This is a genomic window from Blautia parvula, from assembly GCF_020215665.1.
In the GTDB taxonomy this organism is placed as follows: Bacteria; Bacillota; Clostridia; order Lachnospirales; family Lachnospiraceae; genus Blautia; species Blautia celeris.
In genome coordinates this window covers 2,853,626-2,870,022 of the sequence record NZ_CP084061.1, presented here as the reverse complement: position 1 = coordinate 2,870,022, position 16,397 = coordinate 2,853,626, and the positions used below count along the sequence as shown (strand labels likewise).

The 16,397-nt window shown below is 49.3% G+C and carries 16 protein-coding genes and 1 tRNA gene; 14 read left to right on the top strand and 3 right to left on the bottom strand.

What is annotated here, in order from left to right; all coding sequences use genetic code 11:
• The first annotated feature begins 98 nt into the window (after positions 1 to 98).
• The gene (locus LC508_RS13395; RefSeq protein ID WP_103732566.1) at positions 99 to 1,622 is read left to right on the top strand and encodes a serine hydrolase; all 1,524 of its coding nucleotides are present in this window, start codon (positions 99 to 101) and stop codon (positions 1,620 to 1,622) included.
• A gap of 66 nt (positions 1,623 to 1,688) precedes the next feature.
• On the opposite strand, the gene LC508_RS13390 is transcribed toward LC508_RS13395, so the two are convergent.
• Positions 1,689 to 1,761, bottom strand: a tRNA-Gly gene (locus LC508_RS13390).
• A gap of 398 nt (positions 1,762 to 2,159) precedes the next feature.
• Between LC508_RS13390 and LC508_RS13385 the strand changes: the two genes are divergently transcribed.
• From LC508_RS13385 to LC508_RS13340, 10 genes are all read left to right on the top strand, one after another.
• Entirely contained in the window at positions 2,160 to 2,498 is a 339-nt protein-coding gene (locus LC508_RS13385; RefSeq protein WP_018596100.1) for a cyclic-di-AMP receptor, read from the top strand.
• Between the two features lie 15 nt (positions 2,499 to 2,513).
• On the top strand, positions 2,514 to 3,191 hold the full coding sequence (locus tag LC508_RS13380; protein ID WP_033141052.1) for a DUF554 domain-containing protein: 678 nt from the start codon (positions 2,514 to 2,516) through the stop codon (positions 3,189 to 3,191).
• A 33-nt stretch (positions 3,192 to 3,224) separates the two neighbouring features.
• Positions 3,225 to 3,608: a cupin domain-containing protein gene (locus tag LC508_RS13375; RefSeq protein ID WP_207727870.1), complete on the top strand. Its 384-nt coding sequence runs from the start codon at positions 3,225 to 3,227 to the stop codon at positions 3,606 to 3,608.
• Between the two features lie 199 nt (positions 3,609 to 3,807).
• Positions 3,808 to 4,194 carry a 4Fe-4S binding protein gene (locus LC508_RS13370; RefSeq protein WP_033141054.1) on the top strand — a complete coding sequence of 129 codons (387 nt, stop codon included), beginning with the start codon at positions 3,808 to 3,810 and terminating at the stop codon, positions 4,192 to 4,194.
• A gap of 90 nt (positions 4,195 to 4,284) precedes the next feature.
• Positions 4,285 to 5,199 (top strand): alpha/beta fold hydrolase, encoded by a 915-nt coding sequence (locus tag LC508_RS13365; RefSeq protein WP_103732348.1) that lies wholly within the window; start codon positions 4,285 to 4,287, stop codon positions 5,197 to 5,199.
• A gap of 118 nt (positions 5,200 to 5,317) precedes the next feature.
• The gene (locus LC508_RS13360; protein WP_103732349.1) at positions 5,318 to 6,574 is read left to right on the top strand and encodes a BMP family ABC transporter substrate-binding protein; all 1,257 of its coding nucleotides are present in this window, start codon (positions 5,318 to 5,320) and stop codon (positions 6,572 to 6,574) included.
• 128 nt (positions 6,575 to 6,702) lie between these two features.
• A complete protein-coding gene (locus LC508_RS13355) occupies positions 6,703 to 8,274 on the top strand; it encodes an ABC transporter ATP-binding protein (protein ID WP_052099403.1) in 1,572 nt (523 codons plus the stop codon).
• Complete coding sequence (locus tag LC508_RS13350) at positions 8,267 to 9,355, top strand: ABC transporter permease (protein WP_033141058.1); 1,089 nt, start codon at positions 8,267 to 8,269, stop codon at positions 9,353 to 9,355. The genes LC508_RS13355 and LC508_RS13350 overlap by 8 nt, the downstream gene beginning before the upstream one ends.
• On the top strand, positions 9,355 to 10,311 hold the full coding sequence (locus tag LC508_RS13345) for an ABC transporter permease (protein WP_033141059.1): 957 nt from the start codon (positions 9,355 to 9,357) through the stop codon (positions 10,309 to 10,311). The genes LC508_RS13350 and LC508_RS13345 overlap by 1 nt, the downstream gene beginning before the upstream one ends.
• 92 nt (positions 10,312 to 10,403) lie before the next feature.
• A complete protein-coding gene (locus LC508_RS13340) occupies positions 10,404 to 11,366 on the top strand; it encodes a biotin--[acetyl-CoA-carboxylase] ligase (protein ID WP_103732350.1) in 963 nt (320 codons plus the stop codon).
• Here LC508_RS13340 and LC508_RS13335 read toward each other — a convergent pair.
• Positions 11,363 to 11,863, bottom strand: a complete 501-nt coding sequence (locus LC508_RS13335; RefSeq protein WP_033141061.1) for a VanZ family protein — start codon at positions 11,861 to 11,863, stop codon at positions 11,363 to 11,365. The two genes, LC508_RS13340 and LC508_RS13335, sit on opposite strands and share 4 nt — an antisense overlap.
• A gap of 497 nt (positions 11,864 to 12,360) precedes the next feature.
• On the opposite strand from LC508_RS13335, the gene LC508_RS13330 reads away from it, so the two are divergent.
• The 3 genes from LC508_RS13330 (at position 12,361) to LC508_RS13320 (ending at position 15,276) form a co-directional block, all read left to right on the top strand.
• Positions 12,361 to 13,743 (top strand): sodium-dependent transporter, encoded by a 1,383-nt coding sequence (locus LC508_RS13330; RefSeq protein WP_054351957.1) that lies wholly within the window; start codon positions 12,361 to 12,363, stop codon positions 13,741 to 13,743.
• A 144-nt stretch (positions 13,744 to 13,887) separates the two neighbouring features.
• Positions 13,888 to 14,739, top strand: coding sequence for a thymidylate synthase (gene thyA, locus LC508_RS13325; protein WP_033141062.1), 852 nt, complete (start codon positions 13,888 to 13,890; stop codon positions 14,737 to 14,739).
• Between the two features lie 42 nt (positions 14,740 to 14,781).
• Entirely contained in the window at positions 14,782 to 15,276 is a 495-nt protein-coding gene (locus tag LC508_RS13320; RefSeq protein WP_054351958.1) for a dihydrofolate reductase, read from the top strand.
• A 79-nt stretch (positions 15,277 to 15,355) separates the two neighbouring features.
• Here LC508_RS13320 and LC508_RS13315 read toward each other — a convergent pair whose 3' ends face one another.
• Positions 15,356 to 16,381, bottom strand: a complete 1,026-nt coding sequence (locus LC508_RS13315) for a branched-chain amino acid aminotransferase (RefSeq protein WP_033141064.1) — start codon at positions 16,379 to 16,381, stop codon at positions 15,356 to 15,358.
• Positions 16,382 to 16,397 lie beyond the last annotated feature (16 nt).

The window sequence follows — 16,397 nt, the reverse complement described above, 5'->3', positions numbered from 1 at the left end:
GTGTAATTGATATAGTTACAGTATAAGGGTAACAAAAAAAGTTACAGTAGCGTGATGAGGATTTATATTCTGAGTCATGGGCTCAGAAAGGAGCAGTTATGAATACGAAAGAACACGAAGTTATGAAAATGAGAGGTAGTGCAGATGTATCATATCTTGGGCAGAGCGTAGATTCCATGATATGGGAGTTTATGAAGGAAAAGGGGATTCCGGGACTTACCCTGGCAATTGTTCAGGCCCCCTATATTCCGAGAGTAGTGGGGTATGGGTTGTCAGATACAGGTGAGAGAAGGCTGGCTTCAGCCAATACAATGTGGCCGGCAGGCCCCATTTCCCAGGCGTTTGCGGCTGTGGCAGTCATGCAGCTTTTTGAGGATGGAAAACTGGGGCTGGAAGATAAACTGGGTGATCATATACCGGAGGTACCGGAGGAATGGTATGATATTGAGATTCTGCAGATGCTCCGCCATGCGTCGGGTCTGCCTGACTGCCAGACGGATGGATTTTACATTTACAGAGAATGGGAGTTTAAAGAGGTTCTTGATTTAATAAGCAAAGAAGCCCTGCATTTTACTCCGGGTACAGAGGTGGAATGGAGTGCGTCAAATTTCCTGATGCTGACAGAGATCGTGGAACGTGTAAGCGGTGAGACATATCATGATTTTGTGACAGAAAGGCAGATCCATTTCCTTGGACTAAAGAGGACAGGATTTGCGGAGGACCTGGAAAACTTCAGGCATGAGGATGTATCCCTGACGGAGAACATCCATCAGTTGTTTAAAAAAGACGGGACATACATTGACCCCACAGAACCGGCCGCAAGTTATGACGAACTCGGCAGAAGGACAGGGCGGGCAGCGTCTTCAGCCCTCAGGGGCGTGGGGGATGTCTGGGCGTCCGCGCAGGATATTTCCTTCTGGGATATCGGGCTGGCAGGAGGAGTGCTGATCCATGAGCCTGAGCACAGAAAGCTTGTCTACGCCCCGTGGAACCTGCCGGACGGCAGAGAGGTGCCGGGAGTGGCAGGCTGGCAGTTTTATAAGCACAGAGGACTGATGGATATCAAAGGTTCTGTTCCCGGGTATTCTTCTTTCCTGAGCAGGTTTACCCATCCGGATGAACTGGTGTGCGTTACGCTGCTGGCAAATAAGGAAGGTATTGACTTTACGAATCTGGGAAGAAGAATTGCGGGGGCGTTCGGAGATCTGCTGTCCACCAATTATGATGATAATAAATTGTATCTCTTTGAGGGGCAGTTTCCGGTAAAGGATATGGTCAGACGATTGAAAAACGTTCTGGAAGAAAAGAAAATTCCGGTATTTGCAGAATTTGACCATGCGAAAAATGCAGAGGAGGCAGGTCTGTCCCTGCGGCCGACCACAGTGGTCGTCTTTGGTGCTCCAAAAGTGGGAACCGGGCTGATGCAGGAGGATCAGAGCATTTCCCTGGAACTTCCGCTCAGGATTGCCCTCTGGGAGGATGAGACGGGCAGTACCTGGCTGGCATTTCCAAGAATGGAACGGCTGGCAGGAGAATATGGACTGGGCAGTCATCCGGTGGTTGGGAAGATGCAGGAGCTGCTGGAGGAACTTGTGAGAAAAGCGGGGAGTGTTTATGCATAGATAAATGCAGAACGCAAAAGGACGGACATCTTTTTGAGATGTCCGTCCTTTTCAAGAAATAAAAAGAGCGCGAGACGGGACTCGAACCCGCGGCCTCGACCTTGGCAAGGTCGCGCTCCACCAACTGAGCCACTCGCGCATGTCTTAACGACAAAACATAATATACTATATCTTTCGTCAAATGTCAACACGTTTTTTGAAAAAAATTAAAAAATATTTCTGGGGTATTTACCCTGTAAAAAAAGGAGGGCCGGGCTTTTTATAAAGCCCGGCGTATGAAAAAGAAAATTTTTATATAAAGGTGATTGCCTTTCTATGTATCTAATAATAAAGCACAAATGTGATGAAACTGTGGTGAAATATTAAAAGAATTGTGAATGGAATTTGAATGTTTTGTGAAAGGAGAAAATAATTTTCCATTATGCTCAATTTATGCTATAATAGACGAAAAGCTGGTCAGACGCCCACCGGCGCCTGGGGTCTGTGATAAGACCGGACGGGGGCAGAGAGCAGCACTGCATTAGGAGGTGCTTCATTATGAAAATGATTTTTGCGATCGTGCACAAGGAAGATGAAGGATTCGTGGTAGAACGTCTGAATAAGGAACGCATCAGTGTGACAAAACTTGCCAGTACAGGCGGATTTTTGAGAAAAGGAAATGCCACGCTGATGATAGGAACTGAGGACGACAAGGTGGAAATGGTGCTCCAGGTCATCAAGGAAGAGTGTTCTAGAAGAAAAGAGATGCTCATCAATCCAACTTATTCCGCCGGGACAAAAGGTCCGGTGCTGGGATATTCCGCACCGCCGGTCACCATTGATGTGGGCGGCGCTACAGTATTTATTGTGAATGTGGAACAATACCTGAAACTGTAAAGGCGGATACGAGAGATGATAGGAACACTGGTAAACTGCGCTACGATTTTGACAGGGAGCTTTATCGGCAGCAGATTGAAAAAAGGAATACGGGAGGAGCATCAGGAGATCATGATGCAGGCCATGGGGCTGGCAGCCACAGCGCTGGGAATCAATGCCATAGTCAAGTACATGCCCCAGAGTGAATACCCGGTTCTGTTTATTGTGAGTCTGGCACTTGGCGGGCTTCTCGGAGAGAAGATACATCTGGAGGACAAGTTTAAGAAGTTTGTCACCGGGTTTTCCAATGGGAATCTGGCTCAGGGCTTATCCACGGCGATATTGCTGTTCTGCGTGGGAACCCTGTCCATTCTGGGGCCCATGGAGAGCGCATTGAGAGGGGACAATACTTACCTGTTCACCAATGCCATGCTGGATTTTGTCACATCCTCTGTGCTGGCATCCACCTTTGGATTCGGTATCGCACTGGCAGCCATTGTCTTGTTTTTCTGGCAGGGATTTTTCTACTGCCTGGCACTGCTGCTGGCCGGTGTCATGAGTCCGGCGATCATGGCGGAGATTTCCATTATCGGAGGTATCCTGATCTTCAGCTCAGGCCTCAGCATCCTGGGAATCAAGAATTTCAGAACCATGAATATGCTTCCCGCATTTCTGGTTCCCGCAGTGTTCTTTATCGTCAAATCATTTTTATAAACAGAAAATCCAAACCCCGGTCATAAGGGATGGATGCCATACGACAGAAGAAAGGGGATCAACATCGTGGTCAGAAAGACAAATGTAGTGGAACAGCAGAATGTGCGGGGCGGAGAAGGCACCGTGGAATTCCATCATATCCTGAAGGAGGAAGAGCTTTACGGACACGGCAAGTTATATGCCAAAGTAGTGTTAAAGCCGCACAGCTCCATCGGTATGCATCAGCATGTGGGCAACACAGAGCCGTATTTTGTGCTGAAGGGAACAGGAGTTTTCGTGGACAATGACGGCAGCCGTACAGAAGTGCATCCCGGAGATGTATGTGTCATTGAGCCGGGACAGAGCCACAGCATGGAGAATAATACAGACGAAGATTTTGAAATGATGGCTCTCATTTACAACGAAGCAGCAAAATAGACAGGACAGATTTTGCGGAGGAGAAAAGCCTCTGACGAAATCTGACAAAAAGGACGTTTTCGCATGGGCGGGAATGTCCTTTTTTGTAAAATGCACTTGTGAAACATAATATATAATGTTAAAATTGTCACATAAGCATATGCTTGTGTATGCTTCTTGGGCATACGAAAATTTCAGGAAAAAAGCGGAGGAATTCAAGATGAAAAAACTGAAAGTGACAAAAGGCGCAAAGTGTATGGCATGTCTGGAATGTGTAAGAGCCTGTTCAACAAGCTTTTACAAGGAGTTTGACCCGGACAAATCCTGTATCCAGATCATTGACAAAAAGGGCGATGCAAAACCGATGGTCTGCGTACAGTGCGGAAAGTGCGCAGAGGCCTGTCCAGAAGGTGCGATCACACAGAATGCAAAGGGCGTTTACATGATCAACAAGAAAAAATGTACCGGATGCGGCAAATGTGTTGAGGCATGTCCTTTCCATGTAATGGTGAAGGCAGAGGATTCACCGACAAGCAGCAAATGTATCGCTTGCGGTATCTGTGCGAAAGCATGTCCGATGGACGTACTGGAAGTTGTAGAGAGCTAAGCATATGTAACGGGGCTGCCGCGTGAATCATGCGGCGGCCTTTTGTGTTTTTGGATACCGGGAGACATTGGAAGAAAAGGGGGTTTTTGCATGGTACACGGTACAGCGGTACTGAAATCAGAATACGACGGCCTGGGGCTGTCCGTCTTATGGGTCGTGCCAAATGAGGGGACAAAAGGTGTGGTACAGATATCCCACGGCATGAGCGAGAACAAGGAGCGGTATCTGCCGTTTATGGAATACCTGGCCAGACGGGGATACATCTGTGTGATCCATGACCATCGCGGGCATGGCGGCAGTGTACATAACCGGGAGGAGCTGGGATATCTCTACGGCGGTAAAAATAAAGCCATGGTGGAGGATCTTCATCAGATCACCATCTGGATCAAAGAGATATTTCCGGATCTTCCGGTGTATCTTCTGGGGCACAGCATGGGCACACTGGTAGCCAGGAATTACCTGAAATATTTTGACAATGAGCTGGAAAAACTGATCCTTACCGGGCCGCCATGTGAGAATCCGGCAGTGGATCTGGGCCTGCTCATAGCCAGAACACAGAAAAGGCACAGAGGAGGCCGCTATCGCAGCAAACTTTTAGAGACCATGTCCTTTGGTACCTTTGCCAGCCGTTTTGCAGGGGAGAAGAGCCGGTTTGCCTGGATCTGTTCCGATGAGGAAGTGGTGAAGGCGTATGAGGAATCACCCCTGTGCGGTTTCACTTTTACGGCGGATGGGTTTGAGGGGCTTTTGATGCTCCTGAAGGAAACCTACAGGAAAGAGGGCTGGAGGCTGCAGAATCCCCAGCTGCCCATTCTGTTTCTGGGGGGCGAAGAGGACCCCTGTATCGGAAACGGCAGAAAGTTTGTGAAAGAGCTTCAGTACATGAGGCAGGTGGGCTACCGCCACGTGACGGGAAAGCTCTATCCGGGCATGCGCCATGAGATTTTAAATGAAAAAGATAAACTGACAGTATATCGGAATATTTATCAATATCTGGAAAAATAAGGCGATTATTTTGAAATTATCTCCAATATGCCGGTTGAAAAACAAAAAATATAATGTTATAGTTAATTTGTACTCATAAATAAAAAGAAAGTACAGGTGTTATAAAAGGAGGACGAGCATGAAGAAGAAAATTTTAGGTATCGTGTTATCTCTGACAATGGTCGGTGCCATGCTGGCAGGCTGCGGACAGCAGCAGGGAGCTGAGGACAAGAAGGAAGAAACCAAGACAGAAGATACGAGCAAAGAAGATACCAATGCGGACGACGCCGAAAAAGCGGATGATACGGACAAAAAAGAAGATGCTGCTGACGACAGTAAGACAGAAGCCAGCGGTAAATTCGCTCCGGTTGCAAAAGAAGACCTGAAGGTGGGCGTTATCCATATTTCCGATCCGGCAGAGGGTTCCGGATACACTTACACACATGACCAGGGCATCGTTGAGATGCAGAAGGAACTGGGACTGGAAGACAGCCAGATCATCCGTAAGAACAATATCCCGGATACAGACCCAACCATGACAGAACAGGCGATCAGGGAATGTATCGAGGACGGATGCCAGATCATTTTCGCCACCAGCTTTAACTACATGGACACCTGTGAGCAGCTTGCGCAGGAATTCCCGGATGTGATCTTCTCTCACGGCACAGGATATAAGTCCAATGATACAAACTTTAACAACTACTTCGGAAGAATTTACCAGGCAAGATATTTATCCGGTATCGTTGCAGGTATGAAGACAGAGAGTAACAAGATCGGCTATGTGGCAGCCATGGGTTCTGAGAACTCAGAGGTTACCGGCGGTATCGACGCATTTGCCATCGGTGTTGCAGAGGTGAACCCGGACGCGGAGATCCACGTAAAAGTAACGAACAGCTGGTTCTCACCCACAGAGGAGACCAACGCGGCAAAAGCTCTGATCGCAGAGGGCTGTGACGTGATCGGACAGCACTGTGACACACCCAACCCGCAGACTGAGGCAGAATCCGCAGGCGTATGGGGCGTAGGATACAATTCTGATATGAGTAAGGATGCTCCGGATGCTACACTTACCTCTGTTATCTGGAACTGGGGCGTATATTATACACAGGCAGTGCAGAAAGTCATTGACGGAACCTGGACACCGGAGATCTACTTCGGCGGAATGGATGACGGTCTGGTAGATATCACTCCTATCAATGAGGAGCTGTGCGCACCGGGAACAAAAGAGAAAGTGGAAGAAGCCAGAAGAAAGATCATGGAAGAAGGCTTCAATGTATTTGACGGAGTTCTGGAGACAAACGACGGCAAAGCTGTGGGAACAGAAGGCGGCACACTGGATGATGCGACCATTACCGGAGGAATCAACTGGTATTATAAGAATGTAATCGTAGATTGATCCATATTTCTTGTTTAGTGAAAAATACAAAGAGGGAATACAAAATGTGAAAAATCATTTTGTATTCCCTCTTTTCTTATGATACAATTATCCTGTATGTTTGTGTCTAAAATTGTAACGGATGGTGTATGCGTTACCAAAACAGAAAGAAACGAGAGGTGACACAGTTGGCTTTAGACAAGGTAGAGAATGCCATTGAGCTGAGAGGTATCACAAAGACATTTGGCAGTGTTGTGGCGAACGACCATATTGACCTGGATGTGAGAAGGGGAGAGATCTTAGCGCTTCTTGGTGAGAACGGGTCCGGAAAAACCACATTGATGAATATGATTTCAGGCATTTACCACCCCGATGAGGGCAGCATCCATGTAAATGGCAGGGAAGTGGTGATCAATTCCCCCATGGATGCCAAGAAGCTGGGAATCGGCATGATCCATCAGCATTTTAAGCTGGTGGATGTATTTTCAGCCATGGATAATGTGGTGATCGGTGCAGAGGGAAAAAGGATCAAGCCCAGGGAGCTGAAAGAGAAAATCCTGGAGCTGACCAAAAAATTCGGTCTTGAGGTTGACCCGGAGAAGAAGATATACAATATGTCCGTCAGTGAGAAGCAGACCGTGGAAATTCTGAAGGTACTGTACAGAAATGCGGATATTTTAATCTTAGACGAGCCTACAGCAGTGCTCACGCCCCAGGAGACCCAGAAGCTTTTTGCTATTCTGCGCAGAATGAAAGAGCAGGGAAGCGCCATTATCATTATCACCCACAAGCTGAACGAGGTTATGGAGATCAGCGACCGGGTGACGATCCTCAGAAAAGGAAAAAGTATAGACACGGTAAACACAGCCGAGACCAATGAAAAGCAGCTCACCGAGCTGATGGTGGGCCGTCCGGTCACCCTGGAGATAGACCGGCCGAAATGTGAGAATGTGCACACCAGGTTAAAAGTGGTGGATCTGTCTGTGAAGAAAGCGGACGGGACCATGGCCCTTAAGGATCTGTCCTTTGAGATTAAGGCGGGAGAGATCCTGGGCGTAGCAGGGATCGCCGGCAGCGGACAGAAGGAGCTGTGCGAGGCCATTGCGGGTCTTGTGCCTGTGGAGACAGGTGCAGTCCTGCACAATAAAGAAAATATCATCGGCAAGACGCCAAAGCAGATCAACAACCTGGGAATCAGCCTGGGCTTTGTGCCTGAGGACAGGCTGGGCATGGGGCTTGTGGCGTCCATGGGTATGGTGGACAACATGCTGCTGAAATCCTATGACAAGGCAAAGGGCATCTTTGTGGACAGAAAGCCCGCCAAAAAACTGGCTGAGGAGCTGGTAGAACGCCTGGAGATCATGACCCCCAATGTGGAGACGCCTGTGCGCCTGCTCTCGGGCGGTAATGTGCAGAAGGTTCTGCTTGGGCGGGAAATCGAATCAGAGCCGTCAGTGCTGATCACCGCTTATCCGGTCAGAGGTCTGGATATTAACTCTTCCTACACGATCTATGACCTGCTGAATGAGCAGAAGAAAAAGGGTGTTGCCGTTATGTTTATCGGTGAGGATCTGGACGTGCTTCTGGAAATCTCTGACAGGATCATGGTGCTCTGCCATGGAGAGGTGACCGGAATCGTGGATGCTGCCGTTACTACAAAGGAAGAACTGGGACTGATGATGACAGGATCAAAAAGGGAAGGGGTGAAGGCTGATGGATGAGACAAGAAAGAAAGAGCCTCTGATTCGTGTTGAGAAGAGAAAAGAGCGCCCTGCAAAACAGGTTCGGCTGCTGCGTCTGGCCTCAGTGCTGCTTGCCATTGTTGCCGGCGGCCTCTTTATCCTCTGTATCGGATATAATCCGTTTTCTGTGTATGCTACTATTGTATCAGGTGCATTCAGAAGCAGCATGGCATTCCAGGCGACGATCAAACTTATGGTGCCGCTGCTCATACCGGCGCTGGGACTTACCCTGGCATTTAAGATGCGTTTCTGGAATATCGGAGCTGAGGGGCAGATCATCATGGGCGCTGTGTTTGCCACATTTTTTGCCCTGTTCTGCTGGGATTTCCCTCATTGGCTTCTCATGATCTGCATGTTTTTGGCAGGTATGCTGGGAGGCGCTCTGTGGGGAATCATTCCCGCGTTTTTCAAGGCAAAATTCGGTACCAATGAGACACTTTTCACATTGATGCTGAACTATATCGCGCTGTATCTGATTTCCTTCTTAAGGGATGGTCCGTGGCAGGACCCCAACTCTTCGGGATTTCCTAAAATCGCCAGGTTTGGGGAGAATGCGCAGCTTGACAAGCTGTTCGGCGTGCATGTGGGATGGCTGATCGGGCTTGTTCTGGTAGTCATTGTGTATATCTATCTGAAATACACAAAACAGGGCTACGAGATCAGCGTGGTAGGCGAGAGCCGCGCCACAGCCCAGTATGCGGGCATGAATTATAAGAAGATCGTGCTGCGCACCATGGCATTTTCAGGTGCCATCTGTGGTATCGCAGGCATGGTACAGGCCAGCGGTTCGGACCTGACCCTTACCACTTCAGTGGCAGGCGGCGTGGGATTTACAGCTATCATCGTGGCATGGCTGGCCCAGCTTAATCCGGTGGGAATTCTGGTGGTTTCCCTGCTGTTCAGTGTGCTGGAAAAGGGAAGTACGGTTATGCAGTCCTCCTATGGGCTGTCCGCCTACTCGGCAGATGTGCTGCAGGGGATCATCCTCTTTTTCGTGCTGGGATGTGAATTTTTCGTCAGATACCGTTTTGTGACCCGTAAGAAGGGAGGAAAGGCGTAATGAATTTTTTTACTAACTTTTTTGTGGCGGCAGTTCTTGCCGGTACTCCGCTTTTGTTCGGGATCTTAGGTGAGATCATCAATGAAAAGTCAGGACATCTGAATCTGGGCGTGGAGGGCATGATGTCCATCGGTGCATGCGCAGGCTTCATGATGGGATATAAGACAGATAATCTGCTTCTGGCACTGATCGCCGCATTTGCGGCAGGTATGCTGGGCGCACTCATCTACGCTGTGCTCACCGTTACCTTTATGGCAGACCAGAATGTTACCGGATTGACACTTACTATTTTCGGTATCGGCCTGAGCAACTTCTTCGGTGATTTTGTACGGGAGAAGTCAGGGGCCACCTCTCTGAAACTGCCGTCCGGCATTTTAGACAGCCTTGGCAAAGTGGAGATTCCGCTGCTGTCCGATATTCCGGTACTGGGAAAACTGTTCTTTAATTATAATATTTTTGTGTATCTCGGAATCGTGGCTGCCATTCTGTGCGGCATTTATCTGCACAGGACCAAGGCAGGACTGAATATCCGGGCAGTGGGGGAGAATCCGGCGGCTGCGGATGCCGCGGGCCTTCCCGTCACAAGGCTGAAATATATCAATCTGATGCTTGGCGGAGGCATCTGCGGGATTGGCGGTGCGTACTGTTCCATGATCATCTGTAACGGTGTATGGATCAGCAATTGTGTAAACGGTCTTGGATGGATCGCTGTGGCTCTGGTAATATTCGCCACCTGGAATCCCAATAAGGCTATTTTCGCGGCACTGGTTTTCGGTGCGTTCAGCGTGTTGAAATACTATGTACCGAAGTCAGTCATCAGGATACCGGATTCCATTTTTGATATGGTGCCGTTCTTCATGACAATACTTGTGCTGATCATCACTTCCATCCGTTCCTCAAAGGAGAATTCCCAGCCGCAGTCCTGCGGTGTGAACTATTTCCGTGAGGAGAGATAGAATCGTTACAAGATACGAAAGAAAAGCCAGATTCCCGGATGGGAGTCTGGCTTTTCGCCAATGTGCAAAATCAGTGGATAGGAGGCGGGAAAATGTCAACAAAATCAGAGCTTTTGAAGCTGCTTGAGAGTCACAGAGGGGAATACCTTTCAGGGGAGGAACTGGCATCAAGGCTTGGATATTCCAGGACAGCGGTGTGGAAAGCCATGAAAAGCCTGCGCCAGGAGGGATACCGGATTCTGGCTGTGAATAACAGAGGGTATGCCCTGGAGACGGATAATGATATTCTGTCCGTGGAGGCAGTGAAAATGCATCTGGAACATCGGAATGTGTTTATGCAGGTGGAAAAGGAAATCTCTTCCACGAACCAGTATCTGAAAAAGAAGGGGATTGAGGAAAATCTGCCCCATGGCTCCTTTGTGGCAGCGGAGGCTCAGACTGAGGGAAAGGGCAGGCGGGGGCGTACCTTTTACTCACCGGCCGGCAGCGGTCTTTATTTGAGCGTACTCATGCGGCCGAAAAGGACAGCGCAGGAGGGTCTGACCCTGACAGCCGCCGCTGCGGTGGCTGTCTGCCGCGCTGTGGAGGAAGTCTGCGGGGTATCTCTGGGAATCAAGTGGGTCAACGATCTGTATCTGGGGGAGCGGAAGGTATGCGGAATCCTTACGGAGGCTGTGACAGACTTTGAGACAGGAGATATTGAGCTGGTGGTGGTGGGAATAGGACTGAATCTCCGTATGCCGGCCGGCGGTTTTCCCGGGGAGCTTTCAGAGGTTGCCGGAGCCATACTGGGGGATGATGTGTATGTGGACAGGAACCTGCTGACTGCAGGTATTATCAATTATCTCCTCGAAGAGGCGGAGAAGGAGGGAATCCCGGAAGCGTATATTTCCAGGAATATCGTGCCGGGCAGACGTGTGCGGGTGGCATACGGGACCCGGGTCAGAAGTGTGGAGGCAGAAAAAATCCTGCCGGACGGCAGGCTGCTTGTTAAAAATGAGCAGGGAGAGGAGGAAATCCTCCCCTGCGGCGATGTGTCCCTGAATCTGCATTAACGATTTTTCTTTCGGCTTCTGCGCAGGGTATTCCAGCAGACAAACTGGACCAGCAGGATGCCGGCAAAAGCGCCGATGCTGTCTATCATCACATCGCGTTTGGAAGGGCCTCTGCCCGCCACAAAGGACTGGTGGAACTCATCTGTACAGGCAAAACCCACACTGATGAATCCTGCAAAGAGGATCAGCAGAATCCCGCGCAGGCCGTATACGTACAGGGGGAAGGAGACACAGACAGCCAGCACAAAGTATTCACTCATGTGCGCCAGCTTCCTGACAGGTGTGTGGATCTTGTCCGTGTAATAGGCGATCTGTTCTTCGCTCATATTTTTATCCAGTACAGTATCTGCGGTCACTATGATCTTATGGCTTATTTTATAGCTGAGATTTCCCGATTCGGTTCCCGTCTGGCTGGAAAAGGAGAATATCAAATACATCACCAGAAGTGCCGGCAGAAAAGAAAAGGGCTTCAGCAGCAATATGAAAAATTTCTTCATGTTGGGTTCCTCTTTCGTCTTATCAGGTTATAGGTTGCTTCCTGGTGACTATATCACGTTTCAGGAAATGTGTAAAGTGCCGGGGACAGGCGGACCGGGAGAGAAAACCCCCTTGGATTACCTAAAAACCGTTTGACAAGGAAAAAGAACCGCTTTATACTATTATTAAAATATAAAGAAAAAGGCAAAGAAAAGAAGAGTACATTCTGCAGACTGGCAAAGAGAGCTTCGATCGGTGGGAAGAAGTGCAGCAGGCTGGATGGAAGATGGTCTTGGAGCCGCGTACCGACTACAGAAGTATAGGCTACGATGGGAGCGCCCATTACAGCGCCGGAGTATAAGGATATCCATGGAGTGGTTTGGATTTCCCGTACTTGCAAAGGTCTGTGTCGTGAGGCGCGGATGAATCAAGGTGGTACCACGAAGCATAATGCTCTCGTCCTGATTGTATGTCAATTATGGACGGGAGATTTTTTTTGCCGGAAAAGGAGGAGATTATGAGTAAACAGACACAGGAAACAGGAGGAGCGCCCAAATGGTCGGGCAGCTTCGGATTTATTATGGCAGCAGCGGGTTCTGCTGTGGGAATGGGAAACTTATGGCGTTTCCCCATGCTTGTGGGGGAGAGCGGGGGCGGAGCCTTTGTTCTTGTGTACCTCATCTGCATCTTTCTGGTGGGGATTCCGCTGATCATTGCCGAGATCAGTATTGGCCGCGCCGGAGGAAAAGACGCCTTCGGAAGCTATAAGGCCCTGAATTCCAAATGGGGCGGTGTGGGTATTCTGGCGGTGATCACAAGCTTCATCGGCCTTTCTTACTACGCCGTGCTGGGCGGCTGGGTGATCCGGTATATTTTTGTCTCCGTGACAGGGCTGCCAAAGAGCAGTGAAGCCTTTTTTACATCGTTTACAAGCAATACGGGCAGCCAGATCATCTATTATCTGGTGTTTATGGTCATCACAGTGGCTATTGTTGTAATGGGAATCCAGAAGGGGATTGAGAAGTCATGCAAGATCATGATGCCGCTTCTGATCGTCTGCCTGATCGTCATTGTCATTCGTTCCTGTACACTTCCGGGTGCCGGGGAGGGAATCAAATTCTTTCTGAAACCGGATTTCTCAAAATTGACGCCGGGAGCCTTCCTGTCAGCACTTGGACAGGTATTTTTCTCCCTGTCACTGGGTACAGGGGCCACGATCACATACGGGGCCTATCTGGGGAAAAATCAGAATATTCCCAAGAGTGCCGCAAGTATTGCGTTTTTCGATACCATGGTGGCCATGATCGCGGGATTTGCCATTCTTCCTGCTGTGTTCGCATTTGGATTTTCACCGGAGAGCGGACCGAGTCTTATGTTCCAGACGCTGCCTGCAGTGTTTGATGAGATGGCAGGCGGAAAGATTTTCGGAGTGGTGTTCTTTGTGCTGGTGCTGTTTGCCGCGGTTTCCACAAGTATTGCGTTTTTAGAGGTAGTGGTCTCCTTTGCTGTGAACACATTCAAGGTAAGCCGTGCAAAGGCATCCGTCATTTCCGCGGCACTCATCACCTGTCTGGGAATCCCCTGCACGCTCAGCTTCGGTATCTGGAGCGATATTAAGATCGCCGGAAGAACCTTCTTTGACCTGGGAGATTATCTGGTGTCCAATGTATCTCTGCCGATTGGCGGGATTCTGGCCTGTATCTTTATCGGATGGGTATGGAAGAGGAAAAATGCAGAGAAGGAAGTTACGAATGACGGAAAGATCAGCTTTAAGCTGGTTTCCGCCTGGTCAGTGCTGGTGAAGTTTGTACTGCCGGTTGTGATCTTTATTATCTTTGTAACCTCCAACCAATGGATAAAAAAACTGTTTGAAGGTCTGTTTGGCAATCTGTTTAAGTAAAAACGGGACAGGAACCGTCCGGATGCATGGCAGCAGAGCCGCATCCGGGCGGTTTTTCTTCTATTGTCAATTTCAATAATTAATGATATTCTGTATAGGACAAAAGATGATTAGAAACCTATTATAGAAAAGCGAGGACAAGGCATGAGTCTGGCAGATCATATTTTTATGGATATGTGCCGCGATATTCTGGAGAACGGCACGGACACAAAAGGCGAAAAGGTCCGCCCAAAATGGGAGGATACCGGGGAGAGCGCGTACACGATCAAACGTTTCGGAGTTGTGAACCGCTATGATTTGAGAAAAGAGTTTCCCGCGCTGACACTGCGGAAGACAGCTCTTAAAAGCTGCATGGATGAGATCCTCTGGATATACCAGAAAAAGTCCAACAACATCCACGACCTGAATTCCCATATCTGGGATGCCTGGGCGGATGCAGACGGCTCCATCGGAACCTGTTACGGCGATGTGGTGGGGAGGAAGTTCATCTACAAGGGGGAGGAGACAGACCAGATGGATTATGTACTGCGGCAGCTAAAAGAAAACCCGTACAGCCGCAGGATCATGACCAATCTGTACCAGTTTGAATATCTGCACAGCGGTGCGCTGGACCCCTGCTGTTACAGCATGACTTATAATGTGACAAAGGACGCGGCAGAGGACAGGCTGGTACTGAACGGTGTTTTGAACCAGCGCTCCCAGGATGTCCTGGCGGCAAACAACTGGAATGTGTGCCAGTATTCCATCCTTCTTATGATGGTGGCCCAGGTAAATGACATGATCCCCGGGGAACTGGTGCATGTGATCGCGGATGCCCATATCTATGACCGCCACGTGCCGGCTGTCAGGGAACTGATTTCCAGGACACCTTATGCGGCGCCAAAGGTAACCCTGAATCCGGAGATAAAGGATTTTTATGACTTTACCACAAAGGATCTGATCGTGGAGGATTACCAGGCGGGGCCGCAGATCAGGAATATACCCATAGCAGTTTGAGGCGGCAGTCCAAGAATCTGCATGACAAAGGAGAGAGACAAGATGAATATAATCGTAGCTGTAGATAAGAACTGGGGAATCGGCAAAGACAACCGTCTGCTTGTGAGCATTCCGGCTGACATGAAATTTTTCCGCACCACAACCACCGGCAAAGTGGTTGTTATGGGAAGAAAGACTCTGGAGAGCTTTCCGGGCGGACAGCCCTTGAAAAACCGCACGAACATTGTGCTCACAAGGGATGAAAATTACAAGGTAAAAGACGCTGTGATCGTGCACAGTGTGGATGCGCTTATGGAAGAACTGAAACAATATGACAGCGAAGAGATTTATGTCATCGGCGGTGACAGCGTATACAGCGCCCTGCTGGACTACTGTGATACCGCTTATGTAACGAAGATCGACTTCGCCTATGAGGCAGATACCTGGTTCCCCAATCTGGATGAGAGAAAGGACTGGTCAGCAGCTGAGGCCAGCGAGGAGCAGACCTATTTTGACCTGGAATACCAGTTAGTAAAATATAAGAAAAACGGCAAATAATACCTGCGGCTCTGCCGCGGACACAAAACAGGCCTCCGGAGGAAAAATTCCCGCCGGAGGCCTCTGATTTATTCAATAATTATTCAATAACCTGAATCCATCCCTCAGGAGCTTCCAGTCTACCCATCTGGATGCCTGTGAGTGTGTCATACAGTTTCTGGGTTACAGGGCCCATCTGTTCCATGCCTGCCGGCAGTATGATCTCTTTGCCGTGGTCAACGATCTTTCCTACCGGGGAGATAACTGCAGCTGTGCCGCAGAGACCGCACTCGGCAAAATCTTTTACTTCCTCGAAGAGAACCTCCCTCTCCTCAACCTTCAGGCCCAGATAATGTTCCGCAACATAGATCAGGGAACGTCTGGTGATGGACGGCAGAATACTGCTGGATTTTGGTGTTACTACGGTGTTGTCTTTGGTGACAAAAAGGAAGTTGGCGCCGCCTGTCTCCTCCACCTTGGTTCTTGTGCCCGGGTCCAGATACATATTTTCATCAAAGCCCTGGTTGTGGGCATCCACGATGGCGTGAAGGCTCATGGCGTAATTCAGGCCTGCTTTGATATGGCCCGTGCCGTTTGGTGCTGCACGGTCAAAATCGCTGACGCGGATGGTCAGAGGCTTTACGCCGCCTTTGAAGTAAGGGCCAACAGGAGTGGTGAATACACGGAACTGGTATTCATCGGCTGGTTTTACGCCGATAACCGGGTTGCTTCCGAACATATAGGGACGGATATACAGTGTGGCTCCTGAGCCGTAGGGCGGTACATAGGCAGCATTTGCCTTTACAGTTTCCTTCACTGCCTGTATGAAGCGCTCTTTTGAGAACACAGGCATTTCCAGGCGGCGGGCAGAATTCTCCATGCGCTCACCGTTTAAGTCAGGGCGGAAGGTGACGATGCGTCCGTCTTCCGTTGTGTAGGCCTTCAGTCCCTCAAAAACCGTCTGTGCGTACTGCAGGACACCTGCGCACTCGCTGATGGTCACTGTGTCATCTGTGATCATTGCGCCCTCGTCCCAGGCTCCGTCCTTATAATTAGAAACATAGCGGTAGTCGGTTTTCAGGTATGAAAATCCGAGATTAGACCAGTCAATGTTCTTCTTTTCCATAGTAGTTCCTCCATTC